Annotated in this window: 19 protein-coding genes and 1 tRNA gene; 10 read left to right on the top strand and 10 right to left on the bottom strand. The window is 68.3% G+C overall.

What is annotated here, in order from left to right:
* The first annotated feature begins 813 nt into the window (after nt 1–813).
* Nucleotides 814–2031, top strand: a complete 1218-nt coding sequence (locus tag ACZ7IB_RS13380; RefSeq protein WP_470912496.1) for a tyrosine-type recombinase/integrase — start codon at nt 814–816, stop codon at nt 2029–2031.
* A 117-nt stretch (nt 2032–2148) separates the two neighbouring features.
* On the opposite strand, the gene ACZ7IB_RS13375 is transcribed toward ACZ7IB_RS13380, so the two are convergent.
* Nucleotides 2149–2222, bottom strand: a tRNA-Pro gene (locus ACZ7IB_RS13375).
* Nucleotides 2223–2348: 126 nt separating this feature from the next.
* Between ACZ7IB_RS13375 and ACZ7IB_RS13370 the strand changes: the two genes are divergently transcribed.
* The 4 genes from ACZ7IB_RS13370 (at nt 2349) to ACZ7IB_RS13355 (ending at nt 8558) form a co-directional block, all read left to right on the top strand.
* Nucleotides 2349–3050: a transketolase gene (locus ACZ7IB_RS13370; RefSeq protein ID WP_470912316.1), complete on the top strand. Its 702-nt coding sequence runs from the start codon at nt 2349–2351 to the stop codon at nt 3048–3050.
* Between the two features lie 58 nt (nt 3051–3108).
* The gene (locus ACZ7IB_RS13365) at nt 3109–4011 is read left to right on the top strand and encodes a transketolase family protein (RefSeq protein WP_470912314.1); all 903 of its coding nucleotides are present in this window, start codon (nt 3109–3111) and stop codon (nt 4009–4011) included.
* Nucleotides 4012–4203: 192 nt separating this feature from the next.
* Entirely contained in the window at nt 4204–7686 is a 3483-nt protein-coding gene (locus ACZ7IB_RS13360) for a ThuA domain-containing protein (protein ID WP_470912313.1), read from the top strand.
* A gap of 14 nt (nt 7687–7700) precedes the next feature.
* Nucleotides 7701–8558, top strand: a complete 858-nt coding sequence (locus tag ACZ7IB_RS13355; protein WP_470912311.1) for a sugar phosphate isomerase/epimerase family protein — start codon at nt 7701–7703, stop codon at nt 8556–8558.
* A gap of 61 nt (nt 8559–8619) precedes the next feature.
* Here ACZ7IB_RS13355 and ACZ7IB_RS13350 read toward each other — a convergent pair whose 3' ends face one another.
* The gene (locus ACZ7IB_RS13350) at nt 8620–9567 is read right to left on the bottom strand and encodes an NAD-dependent epimerase/dehydratase family protein (RefSeq protein ID WP_470912309.1); all 948 of its coding nucleotides are present in this window, start codon (nt 9565–9567) and stop codon (nt 8620–8622) included.
* 151 nt (nt 9568–9718) lie between these two features.
* Between ACZ7IB_RS13350 and ACZ7IB_RS13345 the strand changes: the two genes are divergently transcribed.
* Nucleotides 9719–10444: a TetR/AcrR family transcriptional regulator gene (locus tag ACZ7IB_RS13345; RefSeq protein WP_470912307.1), complete on the top strand. Its 726-nt coding sequence runs from the start codon at nt 9719–9721 to the stop codon at nt 10442–10444.
* Between the two features lie 75 nt (nt 10445–10519).
* Here ACZ7IB_RS13345 and ACZ7IB_RS13340 read toward each other — a convergent pair whose 3' ends face one another.
* Genes ACZ7IB_RS13340 through ACZ7IB_RS13330 form a run of 3 tightly spaced genes read right to left on the bottom strand, consistent with a single transcriptional unit; the run spans nt 10520 to nt 13259 of the window.
* On the bottom strand, nt 10520–11341 hold the full coding sequence (locus ACZ7IB_RS13340; protein WP_470912304.1) for an ABC transporter ATP-binding protein: 822 nt from the start codon (nt 11339–11341) through the stop codon (nt 10520–10522).
* On the bottom strand, nt 11338–12357 hold the full coding sequence (locus ACZ7IB_RS13335; protein ID WP_470912302.1) for an ABC transporter substrate-binding protein: 1020 nt from the start codon (nt 12355–12357) through the stop codon (nt 11338–11340). The genes ACZ7IB_RS13340 and ACZ7IB_RS13335 overlap by 4 nt, the downstream gene beginning before the upstream one ends.
* Before the next feature lie 38 nt (nt 12358–12395).
* On the bottom strand, nt 12396–13259 hold the full coding sequence (locus tag ACZ7IB_RS13330; protein WP_470912300.1) for an ABC transporter permease: 864 nt from the start codon (nt 13257–13259) through the stop codon (nt 12396–12398).
* A gap of 246 nt (nt 13260–13505) precedes the next feature.
* Between ACZ7IB_RS13330 and ACZ7IB_RS13325 the strand changes: the two genes are divergently transcribed.
* On the top strand, nt 13506–14528 hold the full coding sequence (locus tag ACZ7IB_RS13325; RefSeq protein ID WP_470912493.1) for a LacI family DNA-binding transcriptional regulator: 1023 nt from the start codon (nt 13506–13508) through the stop codon (nt 14526–14528).
* 64 nt (nt 14529–14592) lie between these two features.
* Here ACZ7IB_RS13325 and ACZ7IB_RS13320 read toward each other — a convergent pair whose 3' ends face one another.
* The 5 genes from ACZ7IB_RS13320 to ACZ7IB_RS13300 all read right to left on the bottom strand — a co-directional run bounded on the left by ACZ7IB_RS13320 (nt 14593) and on the right by ACZ7IB_RS13300 (nt 21950).
* Nucleotides 14593–16809 (bottom strand): right-handed parallel beta-helix repeat-containing protein, encoded by a 2217-nt coding sequence (locus ACZ7IB_RS13320; RefSeq protein ID WP_470912298.1) that lies wholly within the window; start codon nt 16807–16809, stop codon nt 14593–14595.
* Nucleotides 16806–18272 (bottom strand): M1 family metallopeptidase, encoded by a 1467-nt coding sequence (locus ACZ7IB_RS13315; RefSeq protein ID WP_470912296.1) that lies wholly within the window; start codon nt 18270–18272, stop codon nt 16806–16808. The genes ACZ7IB_RS13320 and ACZ7IB_RS13315 overlap by 4 nt, the downstream gene beginning before the upstream one ends.
* Nucleotides 18269–19942, bottom strand: a complete 1674-nt coding sequence (locus ACZ7IB_RS13310) for an extracellular solute-binding protein (RefSeq protein WP_470912294.1) — start codon at nt 19940–19942, stop codon at nt 18269–18271. The genes ACZ7IB_RS13315 and ACZ7IB_RS13310 overlap by 4 nt, the downstream gene beginning before the upstream one ends.
* Nucleotides 19943–19993: 51 nt before the next feature.
* The gene (locus ACZ7IB_RS13305) at nt 19994–20854 is read right to left on the bottom strand and encodes a carbohydrate ABC transporter permease (RefSeq protein WP_470912491.1); all 861 of its coding nucleotides are present in this window, start codon (nt 20852–20854) and stop codon (nt 19994–19996) included.
* A gap of 82 nt (nt 20855–20936) precedes the next feature.
* Nucleotides 20937–21950, bottom strand: coding sequence for an ABC transporter permease (locus tag ACZ7IB_RS13300; RefSeq protein ID WP_470912292.1), 1014 nt, complete (start codon nt 21948–21950; stop codon nt 20937–20939).
* A gap of 339 nt (nt 21951–22289) precedes the next feature.
* Here ACZ7IB_RS13300 and ACZ7IB_RS13295 point away from each other — a divergent pair, with 339 nt between their 5' ends.
* The 3 genes from ACZ7IB_RS13295 to ACZ7IB_RS13285 all read left to right on the top strand — a co-directional run bounded on the left by ACZ7IB_RS13295 (nt 22290) and on the right by ACZ7IB_RS13285 (nt 26140).
* Nucleotides 22290–23276, top strand: coding sequence for a hydroxyacid dehydrogenase (locus tag ACZ7IB_RS13295; protein WP_470912290.1), 987 nt, complete (start codon nt 22290–22292; stop codon nt 23274–23276).
* Between the two features lie 223 nt (nt 23277–23499).
* Entirely contained in the window at nt 23500–24594 is a 1095-nt protein-coding gene (locus ACZ7IB_RS13290; protein WP_470912288.1) for a LacI family DNA-binding transcriptional regulator, read from the top strand.
* Between the two features lie 163 nt (nt 24595–24757).
* Nucleotides 24758–26140 carry a M60 family metallopeptidase gene (locus ACZ7IB_RS13285; RefSeq protein ID WP_470912490.1) on the top strand — a complete coding sequence of 461 codons (1383 nt, stop codon included), beginning with the start codon at nt 24758–24760 and terminating at the stop codon, nt 26138–26140.
* The last annotated feature ends 15 nt before the right edge of the window (nt 26141–26155 follow it).

Raw genomic sequence — 26155 nt, 5'->3', positions numbered from 1 at the left:
ACGAAATTCCCGGCACCATGCCACACCCGTACAGTCAGGAGGCCGCCTGACCAGCTCCCCAGAGCACCTGACACACCATCAGAATAGGCGTCAAGACACCGCCGCGAACGTCACTTCAGCGTCAAGGTATCGCCCGTAACGCCCACGGTGCACATAACGCACGTCACCCAGACCCGCAGGTCAGGCACCCTTTGCGATGGGTCCTAGGATCGCGACACACTCCAGGTAATGCGTCATCGAGAAGCATTAATCGACACAGTACGTGATGCTCGCCGCGTCGCAAATGAGGGCAACATAGCCGAACATCGCCGGTTAGCCAAACCGGCGCTTCTGCAGACGATTGTTGTCCACCGTTTGCCCAGAGCACCACTGCGGATCAGTTCCATCAGAAGGGACTCACCGCTTCTGTGCATGCAGAACCCCACGGTTCTCCACCTGCGGGACGCGTCGCTTGTCGCCGAACGCCTTCTTCGGTATCCCTTTGGTGCTCCATACCCCCGGAGATCCACCACCCTTGCCCACCGAACCGATTGCAGACTACACAGACCGCCAGACGCACACGAAGCATGAAGGCGATGCCCCTTTCGTCCGAGGTGACAGCCGGTCGTCTCTGCTGGCCAATGCCTGGTATTCGACGTGCGACCTCGCCGCCTGCCTGCGTGTAAACACCTCGACTCTGCGCCGTTGGCGCACCGCTCGGCCGCCCCAGGGCCCGCCGTTCGTCTCCGTTTCGGAACGCGTCATCATGTACAGCGCGCTCGACGTTGAGGAATGGCTGCACAGCCACCGGACCGTCCCGCGCCGAGACGCATGATGGCCGACAAGGCCATTGTGCCGGTCGGTGTCCGACTCACCACCGACATCGAGTACCGGCCTGATCGCCCCAACCCGTACCGCGCGCGAGTCCGCTGGTTCGACCCGGCTACGAAGCGGCGTCTGTCGCTGTCGGAGGGGAAGGCGGACGAGGACGAAGCGCAGGAGTGGCTCCAGTCCATCATCGAAGCGGCTGAGGCAGGGCTGTCCCCGTCGCTCGCCACCATGAAGCTCGCCGAATACGGCAACGCGAACATGGACCTCGCCCTGCGCGGCCTGGAGTTGAAAACACTCGATCCCTACCTGTCAGGCTGGCGGATGCGCGTCGTGCCCGCCCTGGGCCACCTCGCGGTCCGCATGATCACCAACGGCGCTGTCGACCGCACCGTGCAGAACTGGATCGCCGACGAGCTCAGTCGCTCAACGGTCAAGAACACCATCGCCGTTCTGGTCCGCGTCATGGAGCAGGCAGTCCGCGACGGCATCATCAAGGTGAACCCCGCCCGGGTGACCGGCTGGCAAAAGCTTTACAAGCAGGCCGAGGACGAACTCCTCGACCCGCGCGCGCTCGCCCTGCCCGACTGGGAAACACTCGTCGCACTGGCCGATGCGCTCGTGGCTGCCTCGCACGACGAGTACCGCGGCTGGGGAGAGGTGGTCATCTTCGCCGCGTGCACCGCCGCACGGATCGGCGAAATTTCAGGCTGCCGCGTCGGAGACATCGACACCACCCAGTGGATCTGGACCGTGCGGCGTCAGACCACACCCGCGCCCGGCGGGCTGACCGACAAAGGCACCAAGGGCAAGCGGGCCCGCAAGGTTCCCATCGTCGAGGAGATCCGCCCCCTCGTCGCCCAGCGCATCCTGTCCGCCGGCCCCAATCCGGACGCCCGCCTGTTCACAGGCCCGCGAGGCGGACGCATCTCCACCGCCGTCCTGCGCGACGCCACACACTGGGACGACGTGGTCACCAAGCTCGGCTACGAGCATCTGCGCCGCCACGACCTCCGGCACACCGGACTGACCTGGTTCGCCGACGCCGGGGTCCAAGTACACGTCCTCCGCAGGATCGCCGGCCACGGTTCACTGACCACCACCCAGCGCTACCTTCACCCGGACGTCCACAAGATCACGGCCGCCGGAGCGGCGCTCTCTGCCCACTTCAACGTGCTGCGCGCACCGCGCTCACTGCCGAGCCCCATCGTCATGACCCGCTGACGCGCAGGCCCGGTCAAGGACGCCAGACCCTAACTGGTCCCCAACTGGTCCCCAAAAATGATCAAGGGCCGGTTTCGGATCGCTCCGAAACCGGCCCTGACCTGCGACTGTCTCCAGTCGGGACGACAGGATTTGAACCTGCGACCCCTTGACCCCCAGTCAAGTGCGCTACCAAGCTGCGCCACGTCCCGATACCCGCCTGACCTGGGGTTTCCCCTGGCCGAACGCGCATGAGAACAATACCGCACTTCGACGGGTGGTCACGAACACCTTTCCCGGCTTGACCTCAACCAGACTTGATGTTCAACGCTGGGTCCATGACGAACACGACTGCTGCGCCCACGGGCGACTACCGCAACATGAACCGGCTGATGAGCCTGATGACGGGGGACGAGAAGCACGGCCCCGCCGCGACCTCCACGCTGGATGCCCTCTGGGTGCTGTACGACCGGGTGCTGCGGGTGACGCCCGGCACCGCCGACGCGCCCGACCGCGACCGTTTCCTGCTGTCCAAGGGGCACGGTCCGATGGCGTACTACGCGGTCCTGGCCGCGCACGGCTTCTTCGGCGAGGAGCTGCTCTCCGGGTTCGGGGCGTACGACTCACCGCTCGGGCATCACCCGGACCGGACGCTGGCGCCGGGGATCGAGATCGGCAGCGGGTCGCTGGGGCACGGGCTGCCGCTGGCCGTGGGGAGCGTGCTCGGTCTACGGGCGCAGGGGCTGACCGACCCGAGGGTATGGGTGCTGATCGGGGACGCCGAGCTTGACGAGGGCAGCAATCACGAGGCCCTCGCCTACGCGGGCCCGGCCGGGCTGGAACAGCTGCACACCGTGGTGATCGACAACGCGTCGGCGTCCTTCGGCCGGCCCGGCGGCATCGCCGCCCGGTTCGAGGCTGCGGGCTGGTCGGTCGACTCCGTCGACGGACGGGACCACGAGGCGTTGTACGCGGCCTTCACTGCACCACACCCTGGGCGGCCGCGGGCCGTGGTCGCACGCGTCGGCCCCAAGAACTGAACGCACCGGGCGAAAGCCGAAGAGACAGAAGCAACGAAACCGGAGAGGGACACTTCACATGGACACGATGCGTGACCGCTTCATCTCGACCACCTCACAGCTGCTGGACGAGGACCCCCGCCTCGCACTGGTGCTGGCCGAGATCAGCCGGGACGGCTTCGACCGCGCCGCGCGGGCCCATCCGGACCGGGTCATCAATGTGGGAATCAGGGAACAGCTGCTGATCGGGACGGGCGCCGGGATGGCGCTCACCGGCCTGCGGCCGATCGTGCACACCTTCGCCAGCTTTCTGGTCGAGCGGCCGTTCGAGCAGGTCAAGCTCGACTTCGGCCATCAGGGAGTGGGCGGGGTGCTGGTGAGTGCCGGAGGCTCGTACGACTGGCCGGCCGGCGGCTTCACCCATATGTCACCGGGCGATGTCGCCCTCATGGACACCCTCGACGGCTGGACGCTGCACGTCCCGGGCCACCCCGACGAGGCCGAGGAGCTGCTGCGGCAGGCTGCGGCCGAGGACGGCCGGGTGTACGTACGGCTGTCGCTGCAGTCCAACGACCGGGCGCGGCCGGTCGGCGCGGGGACCGGCTTCACAGCGGTGCGGGAGGGGAAGGGCGGGGTGGTGATCGCGGTCGGGCCGATGCTGGACAATGTCCTCGCGGCGACCGACGGCCTCGATGTGACCGTGCTGTACGCGACGACGGTGCGCCCCTTCGACGGGGCCGGGCTGCGGCGGGCGGTCGGTGATCACGGGGCCGCCGATGTGGTGATCGTCGAACCGTACCTGGCAGGCACGTCCACGGCCGCGGCCAATGACGCGCTCACCGAGTTGCCGCACCGCTTGCTGGGCCTTGGGGTGCGTCGGGCCGAGCTGCGCAAGTACGGGGAAATGGACGAGCACCTCGCCGCCCACGGTCTGGATCCGCGGGGGCTGCGGGAGCGGATCGGCGGGTTCCTCCGCCGATGACCGGGGCGGTGGCCCTCGTACCGGGAGCAACCGCTCTCCCCCGGCAGCGCCGGGAGCACGAAGCCACCCCCCAGTCACAGAGTGCGCTCCCGGCCCATTGACCCCATCAAGACCTGAACCTACTCTGAGCGATGCACTCCAGAAAGCGCTTTCTAAATCCCGCAGTCGGCATCTACCGCACAGGGAGCGCCCATGAGTCATCGCCCGTTGCAAAGCCGCCCGTTACGAGGTCACCGCTTTCCCTCGCCGCTCATCGCCGTCACCGCACTCCTGGCGTTGGTAGTCGGTTTTCTGGTGGCCTCGCCGCCCCGGGCCCACGCGGCTTCCTTCCGGGTCCTGGTCTTCTCCGAGGTCACCAACTTCCATCACGACTCGATTCCCGCCGGGGTCGAAGCGATCAAGAAGCTCGGCGCCGAGAACGGCTTCGAGGTCGAGGCGACCGACGACTCCGCCGTCTTCAATGACACCGATCTCGCCCGCTTCCAGGCGGTCGTGTTCAACAACACCAACTCCACACCGGAGACAGGTGACTTGCTGAACAACGACGAACGGGCGGCCCTGCAGAAGTACATCCGTGCGGGAGGCGGCTGGGTCGGTCTGCATGCCGCGTCCGCCAGTGAGCGCGACTGGGACTGGTACGAGGGTCTTGCCGGTGCCATCTTCGACCAGCACCCGGCCGTGCAGACCGGCCGGATCAAGGTCCTCGATCACGCGCACCCCTCCACCAAGGGCCTTCCGGACCTCTGGGAGCGTACGGAGGAGTGGTACAACTGGCGCACCAATCCCACCTCGAAGGTGCACACCCTCGCGCAGATCAAGGTGCGCGACGGCATCAACGGGCTCGACGAGGGCGTGGACCATCCGTGGTCCTGGTGCCAGAACTACGACGGCGGCCGCTCCTGGTTCACCGCAGGCGGGCACGCGTCCTCGGCGTTCCAGGAGGAGGGCTTCGTCCAGCACCTTCTCGGCGGTATCGAATGGGCCGCGGGTGCGAAGCCCGGTGACTGCACGGCGACGCGGACCGGTTCGTTCCAGCGGACCGCGCTGGCCACCAGCGACCTCGCCGACCCGTTCGAACTCGCCGTCGCCCCCGACCGCCGGGTGTTCTTCGCCCAGCGCACCGGGAAGCTGAAGGTCATCGACCAGCAGACGATGAAGGTGTCGACTGCGCTGGACTTCGCGTACACACCGGAGATGACCAGTCAGTCCGACGGACTGCTCGGCCTCGCCCTCGACCCGGGCTTCGCCACGAACAACTGGCTCTATCTGCTGCACTCGGACAAGACCGAGAAACAACTCAATCTCTCCCGGTTCACCGTCACGGGCAATACAGTCGATCCCGCGTCGGAGAAGAGGCTTTTGACCATACCGACCTGGCGGGGTGAGGGCCGGGCCAATTCCCACATGGCCGGTTCGCTCGCCTTCGACAAGGCCGGCAATCTGTACGCGGCGACCGGGGACAACACCGATCCGTTCGCCTCGGACGGATTCAACCCGATCGACGAGGGCGCGGGCCGGCGCGCCTGGGACGCCCAGGGCACGGCGGGAAATACGAACGATCTGCGCGGCAAGATTCTGCGCATCACACCCAGGGACGACGGTACGTACACCGTTCCCGAGGGCAATCTCTTCGCGCCCGGTACGGAGAAGACGCGTCCGGAGATCTACGCGATGGGGATGCGCAATCCCTTCCGGATCACCACCGATCCGCTGAGCGGCGCACTGATGGTCGCCGACTACGGTCCGGACGCCAAGGAGGCGGTCACCGATCGCGGGCCGGAGGGGACCGTCGAGTACACCCGTATCACCAAGGCGGGGAACTTCGGCTGGCCGTACTGCATAGGCAACAACACCCCTTTCACTGACTACGACTTCACGACGAAGAAGTCGGGTCCGAAGTTCGACTGCGCGGCGCTCGTCAATGACTCACCGAACAACACCGGGCTGCGGGAACTGCCGCCTGCCCAGCCCGCCACCGTCTGGTACGCCTACTCCGCATCCGCCGAATTCCCGGAGCTCGGCACCGGAGGCGGCGGCCCGATGAGCGGTCCCGTCTACGACTACGACCCGGACAACACCTACCGCACCAAATTCCCGGAGTACTTCGAGGGGAAGTGGATCAACTACGAGCTGACCCGCCGGTGGTTCAAGACGTTCTCCTTCCAGCAGAAGGACCAGACGTTCGACGATCCGCGGTTCGCTCCCGTCAAGGCCGGTGAACTCCATTCCATCAACGGCATCTTCCAGGACATGCAGTGGAACCAGCCCTTCGATGCCGACTTCGGTCCCGACGGGGCGCTGTACGTCATCGACTTCGGGCTCGGCAGCGGTACGGGCCGCGGTGGCAGCAACGAGGGTGCCGGCATCTACCGGATCGACTACGTCGGTGACGGACGGCTGCCCGATGCGAAGATCACCGCAAGCCGGGACAACGGTCCGGCGCCGCTGACGGTCGACTTCTCCAGCGCCGGTTCCGGACTGCCCGGCGACCGGCCGGTCTCGTACGCCTGGGACTTCGACGGGAACGGCACCACCGACTCGACCGACGCGAACCCCTCGTACACCTATCGCACGAAGGGGCTGGTCACCGCGCGGCTCACGGTCACCGGGCCCGGCGGTCTTACGGCGCAGGCCGTGCAGGACATCACCGTCGGCAACTCCCGTCCGGAGGTGACCATCAAACAGCCCCCGAACGGCGGGGTGTTCAGCTTCGGCGACACCGTCCCCTTCACCGTCAAGGTCAAGGACAAGGAGGACGGGAAGAATGGGCCGATCGACTGTTCACGGGTGGTCGTGCAGTCGCAGCTCGGCCATGACACCCATCTGCATCCGCTCGACAACTACACCGGCTGCACAGGGGAGATCGTCACGGATGCCGGGGACAGCCACGGTCCGGGACAGAACCTGTACTACGGCATCACCGCTCAGTACGAGGACAAGGGCGCTCCGGGCGCACCCACGCTGACCGGTTCCGCCTCGCTCACTCTGCGTACCGCCTTCCGAGAGGCCGAGCACTTCACGGCGACCGGCGGTGCACACGGCGGCGCGGTGATCGGGAGCAGGGCCGGTGCCTCCGGCGGGAAACGGCTGACCGAGATCGAGGACGGCGACTGGATCACCTTCGATCCGGTGAACCTGAAGAACATCGGCTCGGTGACCGTCGGTGCGGCCTCCGGCGGGATCGGCGGAAGTGTCGAATTCCGGGCCGGATCGCCGACGGGCCCGCTGCTCGGCAAGGTGACGGTCCCGAACACCGGTGACTGGGGCAAGATCGTCTCACCGACGACGGCACTGACGGATCCCGGCGGCAGCACGAGGCTGTACGCGGTGTTCAGCAACCCGGAATGGAGCGGCGACAAGGCCGATCTGTTCGCGGTCGACTGGCTGCATTTCAACGGTCCCGGCGTCGAGAAGCGACACGGTACGAAGGTCGTTGTGAAGGCGGCTCCGGCGACGGGCACCGCACCGCTCGTCGTGGCCCTGACCAGTGTGGTCGAGCCGGTGGCCGGGCGCACGATCGCCTCGTACCACTGGGACTTCGGCGACAACACCAAAGCGGAGGGTGCGACTGCCACGCACACCTATGAACGGAAGGGTGCGTACACCGCGCATCTGACGGTCACCGACGACAAGGGCGACACCAGCACCGGTTTTGTACGCATCGACGTGAGTTGAGAGGGGAGACCCGCATGGACCGCACACGGCGCACCTTTCTGAGCACGGCTGTGGGTGTTGCCGCAGCCGCAGGGCTCGGCACCACCTCCGCGTCCGCCACCGAGGCCCGCCGACGCCGGCGTATCCCGCCGTCAGGGATCGGCATGCACCTGTACACCATGCGTTCGCCGTTGGCGACGGACTTCAGAGGCACCCTGGAGCGGCTGGCGGAGATCGGCTATGCCACGGTCGGGGTGAGCGGTCGGCACGGCCACAGCGCGGCCGATATCCGGCGGATGCTCGACGAGACCCGGCTGCGGGCCGTCCTCGAACATGTCGGCTACGACATCGTGAAGGGGGCCGGACTCCCCCAGGCGCTGGAGGACATCCACACCCTGGGCGGCAAGTGGATCGTCGTGCCCAGCCTGCCGGGTTCGCTGCACAGTCCGGCCGGATACCGGGAAGTGGCCAAGGAGTTCAACCGAGTGGGGCTCGCCGCGCGCGAGTCCGGGCTGAAGCTGCTGTACCACAATCACGGGACGGATCATCAGGTGGTGGACGGCGTCAGCCTGTACGACATCCTGCTCACCGAGACCGACCCGGAACTGGTCGGTTTCGAGCTGGATCTGTACTGGGCGGCCAACGGCGGTGCCTCGGCGCCCGGCGAGCTCTTCGTACGGCATCCGCGACGCTTCCCGGCACTCCATGTGAAGGACATGGCGCCCAATGGGGACTTCGCGGACGTCGGCTCGGGGGTGCTGGACTTCCCGGCGATGTTCGACACGGCGCGGCAGGGCGGTGTGAAGCAGTGGCTGGTGGAGCACGACGCACCGGCTGATCCGTTCGCCTCGGCGCTCGCGAGCTATACGTATCTGTCCCGGCTGCGGTACTGAGCGGGCAGGTACACACGGCGGCCCCGGGTTGCGCGTACCGCAGCCCGGGGCCGCTGCGTGTTCAGCGGGCGGCGAGCAGCTCCCCGTACCAGGCGAGCGTCGAAACCAGCGTGTCGGCAAGGGGGTTGGGGGACAGCCCGTATGCCTTCTCGATGGCCGAGGAGTCGACGATCTGCGCCTCCGTGTGCTGGTAGAACATCTCGGCGTACTCCGCCATGAAGACCTCGTCGAAGGGGCCGAAGGGACGCGGTTCGTCGACGACCGTGATGTTCAGGGGGCGGCCGGTGCGTTCCTCGATCATCGCGAAGATCTGTCGGGTGGTAAGTGCCGGGGCTGTCGGCAGGTGCCAGACCCGGCCGTCGGCGTCCGGATTCTCGCCCAGCGTGGCGAGCCCGGCGGCGACGTCGCCGATGTAGGTGTAGCTGTGCGGCAGGTCGATGTCGCCGAGGGCCGGCACCTCTCCCCCGGTCAGCGCGGCGGGGAAGACGGCGCCGCCGAGGGTGGAGTTGAGGACGCCGGGTCCGACGAAGTCGGCGGACCGGCCCAGGACGACACGGAGCCGCCCTTCCCTGTGCGCCGCAAGATAGCGGGCGTCCAGCTCGGCACGCATCCGGCCCTTTCGGGTCGTCGCGTTCCACGGGGTGTCCTCGGTCATGACGGCGCCGTGCGTCTCGCCGTACGGGTACAGCGTGTCGAGTACGACGAGGCGCGCACCGACTGCCTCGGCCGCTGCGAGAACGGCCTCCTGGATCCGTGGCATCACCTCGACCTGGAGGTGGTAGCCAACGTTGACGCAGTGGTGGACGACGGCGGCGCCACCGGCCGCGGCGCGGGCGCCGTCCGCGGTCGCGACATCGGCGGCGAACCGCTCGACGCCCTCGATCGCGGGCCCGTCGCCCGCCCGGTCGACGAGCCGGACCGGGTGGCCGCGGTGGGCCAGTTCGATGGCGAGCGCGGTGCCGGCCGGGCCGGCGCCGAGAACGACCTGAAGATCACGTGCTGCGGTCATGGCATACCCCTTTTGATCGGCTCTGGATTGACTTGACTCGCTACGACTTCTCGCAACTGTTAGAGACAGTAACTCTCGCGATGAGTCATCGCAATATCCACTGTTAGACTCCATAACAGAAGTGAGTCCACCTAGCGAAGGGGAGCCGGTGATGGTCCGAGCCGAGCAGGGGCCGCGCGCCCGGTACCGGGAGCAGACCCGGTCGGAGATCAAGGAAGTCGCGCTTCAGCAGCTCGCCGAGGGCGGGGTCGGGGCGCTCGCGCTGACCCGCATCGCCAAGGAGATGGGGCTCTCAGGACCGGCGCTCTACCGCTACTTCGCCAGCCGGGACGATCTGCTGAGCGCACTGATCCGGGATGCGTACGACGATGCGGCAGCGGCGATGGCCGAAGCGGCGACCGACGCATCGGCCGTCTCGCAGGGCCCTCGCGGACGGCTGCACACGCTTGCCGATGCCTACCGGGCCTGGGCGGTCGAGGAGCCGCACCGCTATCTGCTGATCCAGGGCGCACCCGTGCCGGGCTATGTCGCTCCGGACGACACGCTGGACCGGGCCCGTGCCGTTCTCGGGCCTTTCCTGGCGGTCTTCGCTGATGGGACACCGGGAGCCCAGGTCGCTGCGGTGGTGGCAGAGGTGACGGCGTGGCTGGGCACGGACGGAGCAGTGGGCGAGTGGGTGGCCGAGTACGCACCGACTGCGGCCGGGGACACCGGGAAGTCGGCACAGGCGTTGGCGGGTGCGGTGCTGGCGTGGGCACAGCTGCACGGTTCCGTGGGACTGGAGGCCGCAGGGCAGTTCGTGGGCATGGGCCACAGCGGCGCCACGTTGCTGGGCGCGCAGACGGAGATGCTGGCGGACGCGTTCGGGCTGGAGTGAGCAGAACAGCCGTCCTGTCCTCGATCGCCCCGGACGGGCTCGGTCTTCCAGCCCGTCCGGCGGCCGAGGACACCGTCAGTCGTGCGCGGAAGCCGCACCCAGGAGGTCGCGGATGTGGGCGGCCGCGTCCCGGAACTCGGGGCGGCCCAGCGTCTCGCCGTACTCCCGTTCCGCGTCCAGTCCCACCTCGATGATCTCGGAGATCGTGCCGGGGCGCGGGCTCATCACCACCACGCGGTCGGCCAGATAGACGGCCTCCGAGATGGAGTGGGTGACCAGCAGGACGGTGGTGCGGGTCTCCCGCCAGATGCGGTTCAGCTCCATGTTCATCTGCTCGCGGGTGAGCGCGTCGAGCGCGCCGAACGGCTCGTCCATCAAGAGCACCGGGGGTTCGTGGAGCAACGCCCGGCACAACGCCACACGCTGCTGCATTCCGCCGGACAGCTCATGCGGATACGCGTCCTCGAAGCCGGCCAGGCCCGTCATCCGGATCAGCTCGTCGGTCCGGCCGCGCGCCTGCGCCGGAGGCATCTTCCGGATCTCGGCCTGGAGCAGGATGTTGCGGCGCGCCGAGCGCCACTCCAGGAGGGCGGCGCGCTGGAACACGTAACCGATGTCGTGCCGCACCCCCTCGACCTGCTCGCCGCCGAGCCGGACCTCGCCCGAGGACGGCTTCAGCAGTCCGGCAACGAGCTTGAGCAGGGTCGACTTGCCGCATCCGGACGGTCCGACGATCGCCACGAACTCACCGGGCGCCACATCGAGCGATACCTCGCGCAACGCGGTGACATCGCGCTTCCTGCTGCGGAACCGGACCGCCACATCGGACAGTCCGACCGCCGCCGCGGCGGGAACCGGTGCCTTGGTCCGCGTCGTGTGCTGCTTCGGCATCGTCATCCCTTCAGCGCCGTCTTCTCGTCCCAGTAGTCCACGACGGCCTTCGGCTTGCTGACCATGCCCGCCTCGGCGAAGACGTCGATGGTCTGCTGCCAGTCGGCCTCGTTGTTCACTCCGGGCGCCTTCCCCTCGGTCGACGAGGTGTGCAGCAAAGTGAGCGTCGTCTTGAACTGCTCGGCCAGGACCGTGGTCGGCGGCAGCTGCTCCGAGGCTCCGTCCATCGCCGCGACCGCCGGCCCGGGGGCTTTTTCGGCAGCCGCCCACGACTCGCTGACCGCCTGCACCATGCGTCCGGCAAGTTCGGACTTCGTGGCGAGGATCTTCTGTCCGGCGAGCAGACCGTTGGAGTAGAAGTTCAGCCCGTTCTCGGAGAAACGCAGATACGAGACCTGCTTCTTTGCCTTGTCCTGCATGGTGGGACCCTGGTCGCTGGCGTAGCCGAGGAGTCCGTCGGTCTTCCCGGAGATCACCGCGGCGATCTTGCCCGCCGGGTCGGTGTTCTGGACCTTGACGTCCGACTCGTCGAGGTTGTTCTTCTTCAGGAAGATCGGGAAGGTCTTGGAGAGCGCGTCACCCGCGGTCCCCGCAATGGTCTTTCCCTTGAGATCCGCAGGCGACTCGATGCCTTCGGCGTCGAAGGACTGCACCGACGCCGGGGTGGTCTGGAGGAAGACTCCGAGGCTCTTCACCTGGACGCCCTGGTCGACGCCCGCGAGCAGTGCCGGGGTGTCGGCCCAGCCGAAGTCGGTCTGGCCCGCGGCGGTGGCCTGCACCGTCTTCTGCGAGCCCTGACCCGCCTGGATCTTCAGGTCGATGCCGTGCTTCTCGAAGATCTTCTGCTGCTTGCCGTAGTAGAACGGCGCGTGTTCACCGTACGGATACCAGTTGAGCGTCAGCGTGACCTTGTCCAGCTTCTTGCCCGAGTCGCTCGTGGTGGTCGACGCGTCGTTGCCACCGCAGGCCGTGGCCACCAGTACGAGGGGTACGACACCGATCAGGAGTCTGCGCGCATGCATGGGCTGGCCCTTCTCGCGACGAAGTCGGTACGACGGAGTCAGTACGTGGTGGTGGCGGAGGCGTCCCGGCGGCTGGCGTGCCACGGGAGCAGCAGCATTTCGGCGATCTCGACGGCGACGAAGAGCACGACGCCGATGAGTGACATCACGAGCAGCCCGGCGAAGAGCATCGGGGTGTCGAGGTTGCCGTTGGCCTGGAGGATCACATAGCCCAGGCCCTCGTTGGCGCCGACGAACTCGCCGACGACCGCTCCGGTGACCGCCAGGGTGACCGCGACCTTGAGCCCGGAGAAGAGATGCGGGAGCGAGGCCGGAAAGCGGATCTTGAGGAACGTCTGCCAGGGCCCCGCGCCCATGGTCGCCGACAGTTGGAGCATCTCCGGGTCGACCGCCTTGAGGCCGGTGACCATGGAGATCACGACGGGGAAGAAGGCGATGAGCACGGCGATGAGAATCTTCGGCTCGATACCGAAGCCGAGCCAGACGACGAACAGCGGCGCGATCGCGATCTTCGGTACGACCTGGGCGAACAGCAGAATGGGATAGAGCGTGCGCTCGACGGTCGAGGAGTACACCATGACGACTGCCGCCAGTACACCGACGGCCACGGCGATCAGGAAGCCGAGCAGCGTTTCGTATGTGGTCACCCAGGTGTGCTGCCAGAGATAACCGGCCTTGCCGGTAAGGACATCGAGGGTCGCCCCGGGTGACGGCATGAGATACGGCTTCACCAGCTCCGCCGCCGAGATCACCCACCAGACGGCGAAACAGGCCAGCAGCAGGGCGACGGGCCGCCAGCTCCGCTCGGCCGCCCGCGTGAACCGCTCCCCCGCCGAGGGACCGGCCCGCCGGACAACTCCCTCCGCTTCAGGGGGCCTTTTGGTCAACGCGCTCTGGCTCACTGTGAACTCCCGCCGCTTCGGGTGCAGTTGTGGAGAGCTGTGCGATCCTGCGATGACGAGAAGGCGCTTTCAGAAAGCGCTTTCTGATAAGGTTTTCGCCACGCTAGTGACTGCCTGCACGCACGGTCAATAGGTCGTCGACAAGTTTCGGGGCCTGCCATCACCGCGCCCTTGGGGGTCGAGTTGAGTGAACGGGGAACACCGCACCGCCCGGAGCCGCGCGGCGGCCTTCCCGCAGCGGCGCATGTGACGCTCGACGCCGTGGCCCGGGAGGCCGGGGTGTCCCCCGCCACCGCCTCGCGCGCCCTCAACGGCACGACCCGGGTACGCGACGATCTGCGAGAGCGGGTACGCGCGGCGGCGGAGCGGCTCGATTACATCCCCAACGCCCACGCGCAGGCACTCGCGAATTCGACCAACAACCGTACGGTGGGCGTCATCTGTCATGACGTCAGTGATCCGTACTTCGCCGCCGTGTCGAGTGGCGTGATGCGCGCCGCGGCCGAGCAGGATCTGCTGGTGATGCTGGCCTCCACCTTCCGGGAACCCGCCCGGGAGATCGCCTACGTCTCGATGCTGCGGGCTCAGCGCGCCCGCGCGATCCTGCTCATCGGCTCCGGCTTCCAGGACCGGTCGTGGGAGCGGGCCCTGGGTGCCGAACTGGAGCCTTACGTACGGGGCGGGGGGCGAGTGGCCGTCGTCAGCAGGCACCGCAGCCTGCGGGTGGACACCGTACAGCCGGAGAACCGGGCGGGGGCGGCCGCGCTCGCCCGGACGCTGGTCGGGCTCGGGCACCGCACGTTCGCGGTGCTCACCGGCCCGCCCGCGCTGACCACTGTCTCCGACCGGCTCACTGGCTTCCGGGAAGGGCTCGCGGAGTCGGAAATCGGGCTCGACCTGGTCGTGGAGGGCGCGTTCACTCGCGACGGCGGGTATGCGGCGGCCCGGCGATTGCTGGCCTTCGGCCGGCCGCGGCCGACCTGTGTGTTCGCGGTCACCGATGTGATGGCGGTCGGTGCGCTCGCCGCGCTGCGGGAGGAGGGGCTACGAGTGCCGGAGGATGTCTCGCTCGCCGGGTTCGACGACATTCCGCTGGTACGGGAGTTGTCGCCGGCGCTCACCACGGTGGCGCTGCCGCTGACCTCGATGGGCGAGGACGTGATCGCGCTGGCGCTGCGGGAGCCGTCCGCGGGGCGGCGGGCCCGGGTGGTGCGGGTGGCGGGAGAGGTGGTGGTGCGGGCGAGCACGGGAACGCCGCCGGTCGGGTGACCGGCGGCGTCCGGGTGCCGAGGTGCCCTCCATCGTGATTCGCCCGGCGACGGAGGGCGGACCACTACGGGTGGACGAGCACCTGGGAGAGTGCCACGCGTCCCGTGCCGGAGGTCACGATCTTCACCGTGCGGGTCCGGCTGTCCAGGTTCAGGACTGTCGGGCGCAGCGCCTTCCCGCTGACGTGGACCGTCGCGCCGTCGGTGACGACATCGAAGTCGGCTGTCGCGGAAGAGGAGTTGTTCCAGATCTCGATCTGACGAATGCGCTGTGCGCTGCCCAGGTCGACCTGCCACCAGGCGCCCGCCTCGGACAGCGTGCGGGTGTCCGTGTTGGTGTCGGCGTCCAGTGCGAGCGCCGCGGCCGCCGTTCCCTCGGTGGAGGACTGGGTCGCGGTGCCGGTACGGGCCAGGTCGGTCCGCAGCTGCTCGACCGGGCCGCCGTGGGCGCCTGCCCGGGCTGCGACGGCGAGGGCTTCGGCCGGCAGTCGGTCCAGACCGGTGAGGTTGTCCGTCATGACCGAGCCCGTGCCGCCGAGTACGGGCGCGGCAGTGTCGGTCCAGTTGCCCCGGGCGGTGTTCTGGATGCCGTAATCCGCCCAGTTCGAGACCCACTTGTAGCCGATGCGGGTGATGACGTTCTTCTCGACGACGATGTGTGAGGACTGTTCGTCGAGATAGATGCCGTTGCCGTCGCGCTCGGTGTTGCCGAAGGCGGAGCGGTTGATGTAGTTGCCGGAGACGGCCGTGCCCGGCTGCGCGCCCTGGGTGTAGATCGCTCCGCCGTCGTGCTGCGCCTGGGCGACTTCCATGACATTGGTGATGCGGTTGTCGGTCACCTTGTTGTCACGCAGCACGGACTTCTGGGCCTCGGGCTGGTTCCAGCCCCAGCCGACCGAGATCCCGGAGTACGGAAGATGGTCCAGGCTGTTGTGGTCGACGGTCAGCTCTGCCTCGTAACCGGCCCAGATGCCCACCGAGTCGGTGTACTCGACGCCGGAGCGGGTGATGGTGTTGTACGCGATCGTGTTCCGCTCCCCCGCGAGCGCCGCCCCGGGCATCGGCTCGGTGTCGCCCACGTACACCGCGCCCGAGGACAGATCGCTGAAGGACGAGCGGGTCAGGGAACTGTCCTTGGTGCCCGCTTCGAAGATGGCGCCCGCCCCGCCGAGCCGGCTGAACCGGGCGTTCTCGATGCTGATGTGCTGTCCGCCGCGGACGATGACCGCGGCCGACGGCTTGGTGTAGAAGCGGCCCGCATGGTCGACGGGGCCGGTGGCTCCGGTCAGGGTGAGACCGGCCTGCATGCCCGCGTAGCCCTCATCCGTGCCGGGCCGGCGGTAAGCCGCATAAGCGAAGCCGATCCCGTCCACGGTGACGTCACGGGCACCATCGACGACGAGCAGCTGTTCGGTGTACGGAGTGACGGCCTGCGCGTGGCGCATGTTCTCGCCCTTGCGCGGCAGGTACGTGACAGTGCGGTTCTGCGAATTCCACACGAACTCGCCCGGCTGGTCGAGGAGTTCGGGGGCATTCTCGAAGAAGGCGACGCCGCTGTAGCGGGTGGAGTCGACCGCGGTGGAGTCCCAGGCGGGTCCGGTGCGGTTCGTGCCGCTCGCCGAGTTGGTCCAGCAGGGCTGGGCGAACGTCATGACGTCGCCTCTGACGCCGGTGATCCGGCAGTGGTAGTTGCGCCAGCGGACCCGGATGACGGCTTCGGCGTCGGTGGGGCGCTGCCACCGGTCGATCCCGGTGGCGGTGGCGCCGGTCATGCCGGTCCTGGTGGCGTCGCAGGTGCTCGCCGTGCAGACCGTGCCCCGGGCGCGGGTCGCGCGTCTGCCGTCGATGAAGAGCTGACGGGGGGTGACGCCGGCCGGGACGTCGGCGGTCCAGGTGCCGTCGGCGTTCTGCCGCCAGCCGGTGATGTCCTGTCCGCCGGAGAGGACGGGGCGGGCGCCGGGAGCCGCGGTCCAGGTGACCGTGTGGCCGTCCTTCCCGGAGTCGGCGGCGCCGAGCTTCAGGGGTTCGTCGAGCTTGTACGTACCGTTCTTCAGAAGTACTCGGACGTCGCGGCCGGTCTCGGTGCGGGCCCGGTCGCGGGCGCCTTCCGGGGTACAGGGGCGGGCGACCGTACAGGAGGCGCCGTGTCCGTCCGGGGCCGCGTACAGGGTGCGGGGGCCGGGTGCGGCCTGGGCGGTCGGGGCGGCGAGGAGCGCGGCCAGGAAGGCGGCGGTGGCGGCAGCGGCGGTTCCTCGTACGACGTTCGGGGAGCGGCGGTTCACGCGGAGGCCTTCCAGTCGGGGTGGCCGGGCATGGGCGGGTTCACGGCTCCGAAGAGCCAGTCGCGCAGGAACGGGTCGAGGGACTTGTCGCCGGTGACGTCGACCGTATGCCGGATGAAGGCCTCGCTGGTGTAGGTGGAGTCCTTGAAGCGCTTCACCCACTCACGCATGACCCGGTCGAACCGCCGCTGACCGATCTGAAGGCTGAGGGCGTGCAGGACGAGTGCGCCGCCGTCATAGATGTTGGTGCCGCCGAGCGCCTTCGGGAGTCCGGGCGGGCCGTCGGTGGCGCGGATGGCGTCGAGCTTCACGTACGTGGCCTTCATCTTGTCCTCGAAGACAGACCAGCCGCGCTCCTCGCCGTACAGGCCGGCGTAGTACACGGCGGGGCCCTCGTTGAGCCAGGCCTGCTGCCAGTCGTTCGGCGTGACGGAGTCGCCGAACCACTGGTGGACGAGCTCATGGACCATGGTGGTCTCGTAGCCGGGCTGCCCGTTGGCGTTGAGCTTGAACCAGTTGGTGGAGAACAGGGAGAGGGTCTGGTTCTCCAGGGCGTCGGTGTAGCCGTCGTAGATGTGGACTCCGTAGACGGAGAACGGGTAGCGGCCGAACTTCGCCTCCAGCCAGGCCAGATGGTCCGCGGTACGGGCGACGATCGGACCGTACTTGTCCTCCTGTCCCTGCGGGACGATGTGCCGCAGCGGCAGTCCTCGGTGGCTGGTGCCGTACAGATAGGTGCCCTTGACGACGGCGATGCCGATGAGTTCGGTCGCCATGCGCTCGCGCAGGGCGAAGTGCCAGACGGTGGAGCCGTCGGCGCGCGGGGTCTTGTGGAGCAGTTCGCCGTTGGCGGCGGCGACGTAGCCCTGCGGGGCGCTGATGTGGAACGTCCACGTCGCCTTGTCGGACGGGGTGTCGTTGCAGGGCAGGAAGGTGTCGGCGCGGGAGGACTGGGCGGCGGAGGCGAAGCCGCCGTCGGTGCCGAACTTCCAGCCGGTCAGCCCGAGTCGGGGCGCCTTGCCGTTGCCCCGGTAGCGCGCCTCGACGGTGAACGCCTGCCCGTTGTGGAGCGGGCGGGCGGGGGTGATGGTGAACTCCTGGCCGCTCTTGCCGGGCGAGAGCACCCAGGTGGCGGGGCGGCCTGCGACGGTGACGGAGTCGATGGTGTGGCCGTCGGTGTCCAGGTTGAAGGCGGAGAGGTCCTGGGTGGCCTTGGCGTTGATCTTCACGACGGCGGTGAAGTCGTAAGTCACCGGGGTGAAGTCGAAGGCGAGGTCGTAGTGGACGACCTGGTAGCCGCCGTTGCCGAGGGTCGGGAAGAGCGGGTCGCCGACGCCGTCGGAGCCGGGCTTCGGGTCGAAGCCATGCGGCTGTGCGATGGCGGTCGAGCCGAGTGCGGGTACGGCGACGGCCGCTGCCACCGCCGCGCCGCCGAGCCTGAGGGCCGAGCGTCGCGTCGTCACTTCTTCCCCTTCTGGAAGGCGTCCTCGAACTCGCCGCGGGCCTGCTCGCCGCCCTTGGCCAGGTAGTCCTTGACGAGCTGGTCGTAGGCGGACATGGACTTGCGGCCCGCGATGATGTCCTTGAGCGCGTCCTGCTTGAACGTGTAGAGGCTGCCGGACCCCTTCGAGTCCCAAGTGGGCGAGGAGTACTGCAGGGTCGGGTCCTGTTCCGTGATCGGAATCATCTTGGTGAAGGCGTCGTGGACGTGACGGACGCCCTGTTCCGAGTCGGCGCTGAAGATGGCGGGGACAGCGGAGGCCATGAACTTCCACGGCACGGTGACGTCCTGGGTGCCCTGCTTGGTGAGGGCCGGGTTGCCCTTGACGTCCCGGGTGAAGTCCTTGCCCTCGACGCCGTAGTTGATGAGCGTGTACTCCTCGCTGCCGAACGGGGACGCGGCGAAGTCGGCCAGGGCCAGGACCTCCTTGACACGGTCTCCGGACGCCTTCTTCACATGGGTGTTCTGCAGCTCGACATTGTCCATCCAGGCGATGGCGTCCTTGCCGAACGGGACGAAGGGGCGAGGGTCGTACTTCTTGTCGATCGCCTTCATCGAGGCGATGTAGCCGACGCCGGGTGCCAGGTAGGTGGGCATGCCGTCGTAGACGTAGGCGCCCTTGCCGTTCTTGAACATGTCCGTGTACTGGGCCTTCTGCGCCCCGGACATCTGGAGAGTGCCCGGATAGAAACAGCCCGCCTTGTACAGCTCGCGCGCGGTCTCCACGGCCTTGCGGAACTCCGGCGTCTCCAGGTCGGTGGTGAACTTGCCCGTCTTGGCGTCGAGCCGCCAGTAGTAGGGCGCGCCCGCGGACATCGCAAGCATGGTGGTGGCGCCCGCGATGATCGCGTACTGGTCCTTCTTGGGCCGGGTCAGCTCCTTGCAGACCTCGACGAACCTGTCGAGGTCCGAGATCTGGGCGAGGTCGGTGACGCCGACCTCTTCGAAGAGGTCGTGGCGGTAGAAGCCGGCGCCGCCGGTGCCTGTGCGCGCGATCGGGATGCCGTACAGCTTCCCGCCGAAGATCGCGGCCTGCCAGGCGCCCTTCGGGATCGCTGCCAGGTTCGGGTAGTCCTTGATCCTGTCCCCGGCGAGGTACGGAGTCAGGTCGGCGCACTTGGCCTGGAGGAAGGCCGCCTTGTTGTCGACGCCCCCGACCTCGGGATACATGAAGAGATCGGGCAGGCTGTCGCTCGCGACCATGGTGGAGAACTTGGTGCCGTAGTCGTCGGCGGGGACGGCGGTGATGTTCACCTGGCCACCGAGGAGCTTCTCGATCTCCTGCCAGGCTGCGTTCCTGCCGCGGGCGGGCGGCGGCGGGGAGAAGGTCTCCATCGTCGCGCTGATCGGCTTGGCACCCTTGAGCGGGGTGCCCTTCGTGGCCCGCAGCGGTTTGGCCGGGTAGCTGAAGTAGCCCTGCGGAACACCGGCGGCGGTGCCCGCCAGGTCGGGCTCGAGGCCTATGTTACGGACCGCGGTGTCGGGGAGCAGCGAGGCACTCTTGGCCTCCGCCTTCGCGGTCGTGCCGCCGTCGCCACAGGCGGCGAGCAGCGGGGCGGCGGCCAGTCCCAGACCGACGCCCGCACCCATGCGGAACAGTGCTCTGCGGTTGATGGGGGTGGAGCTCGACACCTGAATCTCCTTGAGAAGAGGGGAAGGAAGGAGTGGGGGCGGTGGCTGCGCTCAGCCCTTGATGGCGCCTGTGAGCACGCCCTTGGTGAAGTAGCGCTGGAGGAACGGATAGACACAGAGGATCGGTACGACGGCGATCACCAGGACCGCCATCTGTACGGCCTGCTGCGGGGCGAGCACCTCGCCGGCCGAGGCGGCGTTCAGGCTCTGGCCCTGCAGGACATAGGTGCGCAGCACCATCGGCAGGGGCCACTTGTCGGAGTCGTTGAGGTACAGGAGCGAGTTGAAGAAGGCGTTCCAGTACGTCACCGCGTAGAAGAGGCTGATCACGGCGAGGACGGCCTTGGACAGCGGCAGGACGATCCGCACCAGGATGCGGAAGTCTCCGGCGCCGTCGACCTTCGCGGCGTCGTACAGCTCCTCCGGCAGGTTCATGAAGAAGGACCGCAGGACGACGAGGTTGAAGGCGCTGACCAGGGTGGGCATGACGAGCGCCGCGTAGGTGTCGTACAGGCCGAGTCCCTTGACCAGCAGGAAGTTCGGGATGATGCCCGCGTTGAAGAGCATCGTGAACAGGGCCGTCATCAGGATGAAGCGGGAGCCCGTGACATCGCGGCGGGAGAGTCCGTACGCCATGCCGACGGTGACGAGCAGGCTGGCGAGGGTGCCGAATACGGTGATGCCGACGGAGACGACCAGCGCCCGGGTGACGACTCCGCCGGTGAAGATGGTGCGGTAGGCGTCCAGGGTGGGGTGGTCCGGCCACAGGACGAGGCCGGAGCTCTTGATGATGTCGGTCTGCGAGGCGAAGCTCGTGCCGATGACGCCGACCAGCGGGTAGGCGACGGCGAGCACGACCACGACGATGGCGATCGCCTTGGCGGTCTGCCCGATGCGGGTCGGCCGCTCCATCCACGGGGGCCGGCCGTCGGACTTCCGGGCGGTGGCGGGCCGGGGCGCCGGCGCGGTGGATTCCGATGTGGCGCGCGATTTCTCAGCGGTCAGCACCGCGGTACACCCCTTCGTGGCCGAGTCGGTGGGCGAACTTGTTCGCGCCCAGGACGAGTGCGGTGCCGATGACCGCCTTGACGAGTCCGACGGCGGCGGCGACGCCCCAGTCGTTGTCCTTGATGCCGTGGTAGTAGACGTAGGTGTCGAGGACCTCACCGGCGTCCGGGCCGACCGCGTCGCGCTGGAGCAGGATCTGCTCGAAGCCGACGGAGAGGATCTGCCCGAGGTTGAGGATCAGCAGCAGGATGAGTACGGGGGCGATGCCCGGCAGGGTCACGTGCCAGAGGCGGCGTCGCGGGCCCGCGCCGTCGATCGCGGCGGCCTCGTACTGCTGTCTGTCGATGTTCAGCAGCGCGGCGAGGATGATGATCGTGCCCCAGCCGGCGTCCTTCCAGGCCACCTGGAGGGTCAGGAGCCAGGGGAAGGCGTCGGGGTCGCTCATCATGTCGTAGCGCGGCAGCCCCAGCCCGCCGAGTACGTCGGGCAGGAGCCCGGCGCCGCCCAGTATCTGCTGGAAGATCGAGACGATGATGACCCAGCCGATGAAGTGCGGCAGATAGACCACGCTCTGCACGAAGCGCCTGATGCGGTCGCTGGCGATGCTGTTGAGCAGCAGGGCCAGGGCGACCGGGATCGGGAAGAAGAACACCAGCTGGACGAGGGCGATCTCCAGGGTGTTGAACGTCGCGGACCAGAAGGCCGGCTCACCGAACGCCGCGGAGAAGTTGGCGAACCCCACCCAGACGCTGTGCATGTAGCCGAGATACGGCTGGTAGTCCTGGAACGCCACCACATAGCCAAGCAGCGGTACGTAGTGGAAAACGACAAAATACAGCAGTCCGGGCAGGGTGAGCAGCAGCATCACCCGGTCCCGCTTGATCCGCTGCCAGAGCGTCAGCCGGTGCTGTGCGACGAGGGCCTGGGCAGCGGGCGGGGAGGGTATTTCAGCCTTCTGCCGCCGCTTCTCCCGCGGCAACGGGGGTGCTGTTTCAGCCATGGTGCGTCCTGTTCGGCTGGGTGGCGCATGGTGAGCCTTCTGGGGCCGCAAGTTAGTAAGCGGTTAACCCAAGCGTCAAGAGATCCGGGCAAATGTCGTTGAGACACGATGCCTCCACCATCAAATCCAGCTCAACGAATCAACAAAAATACTTCCCAAGTGGACAGTTGGGGCGGCTGCGAGCTTGACGGCCGACTGTCGCGCTCCTTAGCGTTCCGGTCATTCCATAGAACGCGATTACTATCCGGAGGCAGGGTGCGAACCACCGAAGAGGCACCGGCTCATTCCGGTAGCGATGCTGCGGCACCGCCCCCGCGACGGCCGCGCACGGTCCTGGCCATGAACCCCGGACTGCTCGACGACGTCTTTCCGCCACCGGTGCGGGCGCGTCTCGAGGAGACCGCCGACCTCCTCAGCCCGTCCGTGATCAGCGACTTCGACTCCCCGGACGCCTCCGCGGCGCTGAATGCGGCCGAGGTCCTGCTCACCGGCTGGGGCTGCCCGCCCGTCGACGCCGCGCTGCTGGACCGCGCACCCGCGCTGCGCGCCGTGATCCATGCGGCCGGCACGGTGAAAACGTTTCTGTCCCCGGCCGCGTTCGACCGCGGGATCGCCGTCTCCTCGGCCGCCGCCGCCAATGCCGTACCGGTCGCCGAGTTCACCCTGGCGGCGATCATCATGGGCGCCAAACGCGTCTTTCCGCTGGCCGGACTCTTCCGCACCCGGCGCACCCACCGCACCGGCGCCGACCTCGACCGCCAGCACTGGCTCGGCACGCACGGCCTGACCATCGGCATCGTCGGGGCGTCCCGGATCGGCCGCCGGGTCATCGAACTGCTCCGGGTCCTCGATGCCGAGGTACTGCTGTACGACCCGTATGTCAGTGCGGCCCAGGCGGAACTGCTCGGTGTCACCCCGACCGACCTGGACACCCTGGTGGCGACCAGCGACGTGGTGAGCGTCCATGCCCCCGACACACCGGAGACCCGCGGGATCATCGACGCCAGGCGGATCGGCCTGATGCGGCCCGGCACCCTGCTCGTCAACACGGCCCGCGGCCCCCTGGTGGACACCGAGGCACTGACCGGGCACCTGGTCAGCGGGCGGCTGGACGCCGTCCTCGATGTGACATCGCCCGAGCCGCTGCCGGACGGCCACCCGCTGTGGGACCTGCCGAACGTCTTCCTCACCCCGCATCTCGCGGGCGCCCAGGGCAACGAGGTGGGACGGCTCGGTGCGCTCGCAGTGGACGAGCTGGCGCGGTACGCGCAGGGCACACCGTTCGACCACCCGGTGCACCGGGCCGACCTGGGGAGGATCGCATGAGCTCCGTCCCGGCACAGGCCAGTGCCGTGACCGGCAATGTCTGCCCGGAAGGAGCGTCGTCCAGTGCGCGCGATCGCAAGGCTGCCGGAAGCCCTTGTAGCGGAGCTACCAGGGCTTTTGGCCAACGCCGCGAGCGTGCGTGATGGGCGGCGCGACGGGGCAGAGCTTGCCGGGAGGGGCACTAGGCTCGGCGTCACACAACAGCCACCAGGGGGTGAGCCGGATGCGCCGGCAGAGCACAGCCGCGGACGGACAACGGCGCGCGACGGTCACCGATGTCGCACGGCGCGCGGGCGTCTCGACGGCCACGGTCTCCCGCGTACTGAACCGCAACTACCCGGTCGCCAAGGCGACCCGGGAGCGCGTCGAGTCCGCGATGCGCGAGCTCGGCTATGTCGTCAACGCCCATGCCCGTGCGCTGGCCGGCGTCTCCAACCGCACCGTCGGCATCATCGTCAACGAGGTCATCGACCCGTTCTACGCGTACATCGCGCGCGGCGTTGAGCGGGAGGCGGCACTCGGCGGACGGCTCTGCCTGGTCTGCTGCACCCAGGGCGACCCGCAGCGCGAGCTGGCCTTCATCGATCTGATGCATGAGCGCAGGGCGGACGCGGTGGTCGTGGTCGGCGGCTCCCTCGCGGACCGCGGCTACACCACCGAGCTGGCCCGCAGGGCGCGCGAGCTGGACGCGGGCGGATCGAAGCTGGTGCTGTGCGGCAGGCCGCCGTTGGGCGAGCAGGCCCCGACCGTCGCGGTCGAGTACGACAACGAGGGCGGCGCCTTCGCCATCACCGACCATCTGCTGATGCAGGGGCACGAGCGGATCCTCTACCTCGGCGGCCCGCCCAAGCTCTCCACCACCCGCGACCGGCTGGCCGGGTTCCAGCGGGCCCTTGAGCTGCGCGGCATCGCCCCGGACCCCGACCTGGTCCGGCCCGGCGCCTTCAGCCGTAACTTCGGGTACCGGCGGATGGCCGAACTGCTGCGGCAGGGACCGGACTTCACCGCCGTCTTCGCTGCCAACGACATGGTGGCGGCAGGCGCGGCGCAGGCCCTGGAGGAGGGCGGGGTCCGGGTGCCGAAGGACGTGTCCCTGGTGGGGTACGACGACATTCCGGTGGCCCAGGAGCTGCGGCCGCGGCTGACCACCGTCCATGTGCCGCTGGAGGAGATGGGGCGCCAGGCGGTACGACTGGCGCTCACCGGTGGGGACGAGGACGACTGGCGCGAGCCGACCACGGGTGCGCTGCGGCTGGGCACCCACATCGTGGTACGCGATTCCGTTGCGCCAAGGCCCGGCCGGCCCTCCCGGATGTGACCGGTTACTTCCTCCCTGTCCACAGTTGGCCATAGAAAATCACAGTAACTTCCTGACTCCTCTTGCGGCTCAATAGCAACCGCTTACATGCTGGCGCCGAGTAATACCCGTTCCGCACGCCTCCGCCCCTCACTCGTTTCTGCAGGGAGAGTTCCGCATGCGTATGCCCACAGACTCCGCCGGCCCCTCCACCGCCCCTTCCTCCGCTTCCTCCCTCGTCGGCCGGCGCTCCGTTCTCGCCGCCGCGGCCGGAGCCGGAGCGGCGATCGCCCTGGGCGCCGGCACGGCCCGGGCCACGGCCGACACCTCCGTCTCGCGAGGGGCCCGCCCGGTCCACCTGACCGTGACCGCCCGGCCCGCCGCCGAGGCCGAGCGGCTGCGGCTCGGACAGGCCCTGCGCGGCTCGGAGTTCCAGCCCACCGGCCTGTACGTCCCGGCCGACGCGCCCCTCTCCCTCACCGTCCAGCCGTACGACGATCTGCTGCCCACCCTCTGGATCGGCGCCTGGGACTACTACGGCGAGATCACCGAGCCCCGCAGCTATCCGCTGACCGCCGGTGCGAACACTGTGACGGACCCGCACGGCGGCCCGGTCTATCTCACCTTGACGGGCCGTGGCGAGCGGGCCGGTGTGCTGGTCCGCTCCGGCGCCGTCCCCATGCCCGTCTTCACCCTGGGCCGCACCTCGGAGGCCGACTACCAGCAGCAGCTGGACACGCTCACCGCGTCGCCGTACGTCGAACTCCACGCGCCGCACACGATCATGACGCTCACCCGCGAGGGCGCGCTGCTGTACCGCGGCGAGGACCATGCCGCACTGCTCGGGCTGGTCGAGACGATCACCGACTCGCATGCCCGGATCAGCGGCCTCGACGGTTCGAAGCCGGTGCACCGGCGCAAGGCGGGTCCGTATCACTTCACCGAGGTCAGCAAGGTCCCGACCGGTGTCGGTGCCTACGCCACGCACGGCTACAACGGCTTCCCGCGGGCCTACCTCGACCGGGCCACGACCGTCGAGGGGCTGCGGACCCGCGGCTGGGGGCTCTACCACGAACTCGGTCATCTGCACCAGCAGTTCGCCTACAAGCCCGGCGGCCTGACCGAGGTCACGGTCAACATCTACTCGCTGGCCGCCCAGCGCACGCTGAAGCAGCCGTCCAACCTCCTCACGGTCGACGCGATGACGGGACTCACCTACTTCCAGTCCGCACAGCGCAAGTTCGGCACGGCGGGGCTGAGTTACGAGAAGTCCTTCGGCGCGTACGAGAAGCTCGTCCCGCTGCGCCAGCTGGAGCTGGCCTTCGGCGACGACTTCTGGCCCCGGCTGCACAAGCTGGTGCGCGAGGAGAACCCGCAGTCCCAGTACACGGAGAACGACAAGCGCTACCGGGCCCTTGCCACCTACTCCAGCCGTGTCGCCGGCTACGACCTCACGGACTTCTTCGTGAACACGTGGGCGTTCCCGATCGACGCCACCGGCAGGGCTGAGCTGGCCGCGCTGAACCTGCCGAAGCCCTCCGTCGACCCGTCCACGCTGTCGGACTGACCACCGGCGACAAGG

The sequence above is a fragment of the Streptomyces sp. NPDC037301 genome, assembly GCF_055602785.1.
The sequence above is the reverse complement of the archived record's forward strand: the minus strand, read 5'-3'. Positions and strand labels throughout refer to the sequence as shown.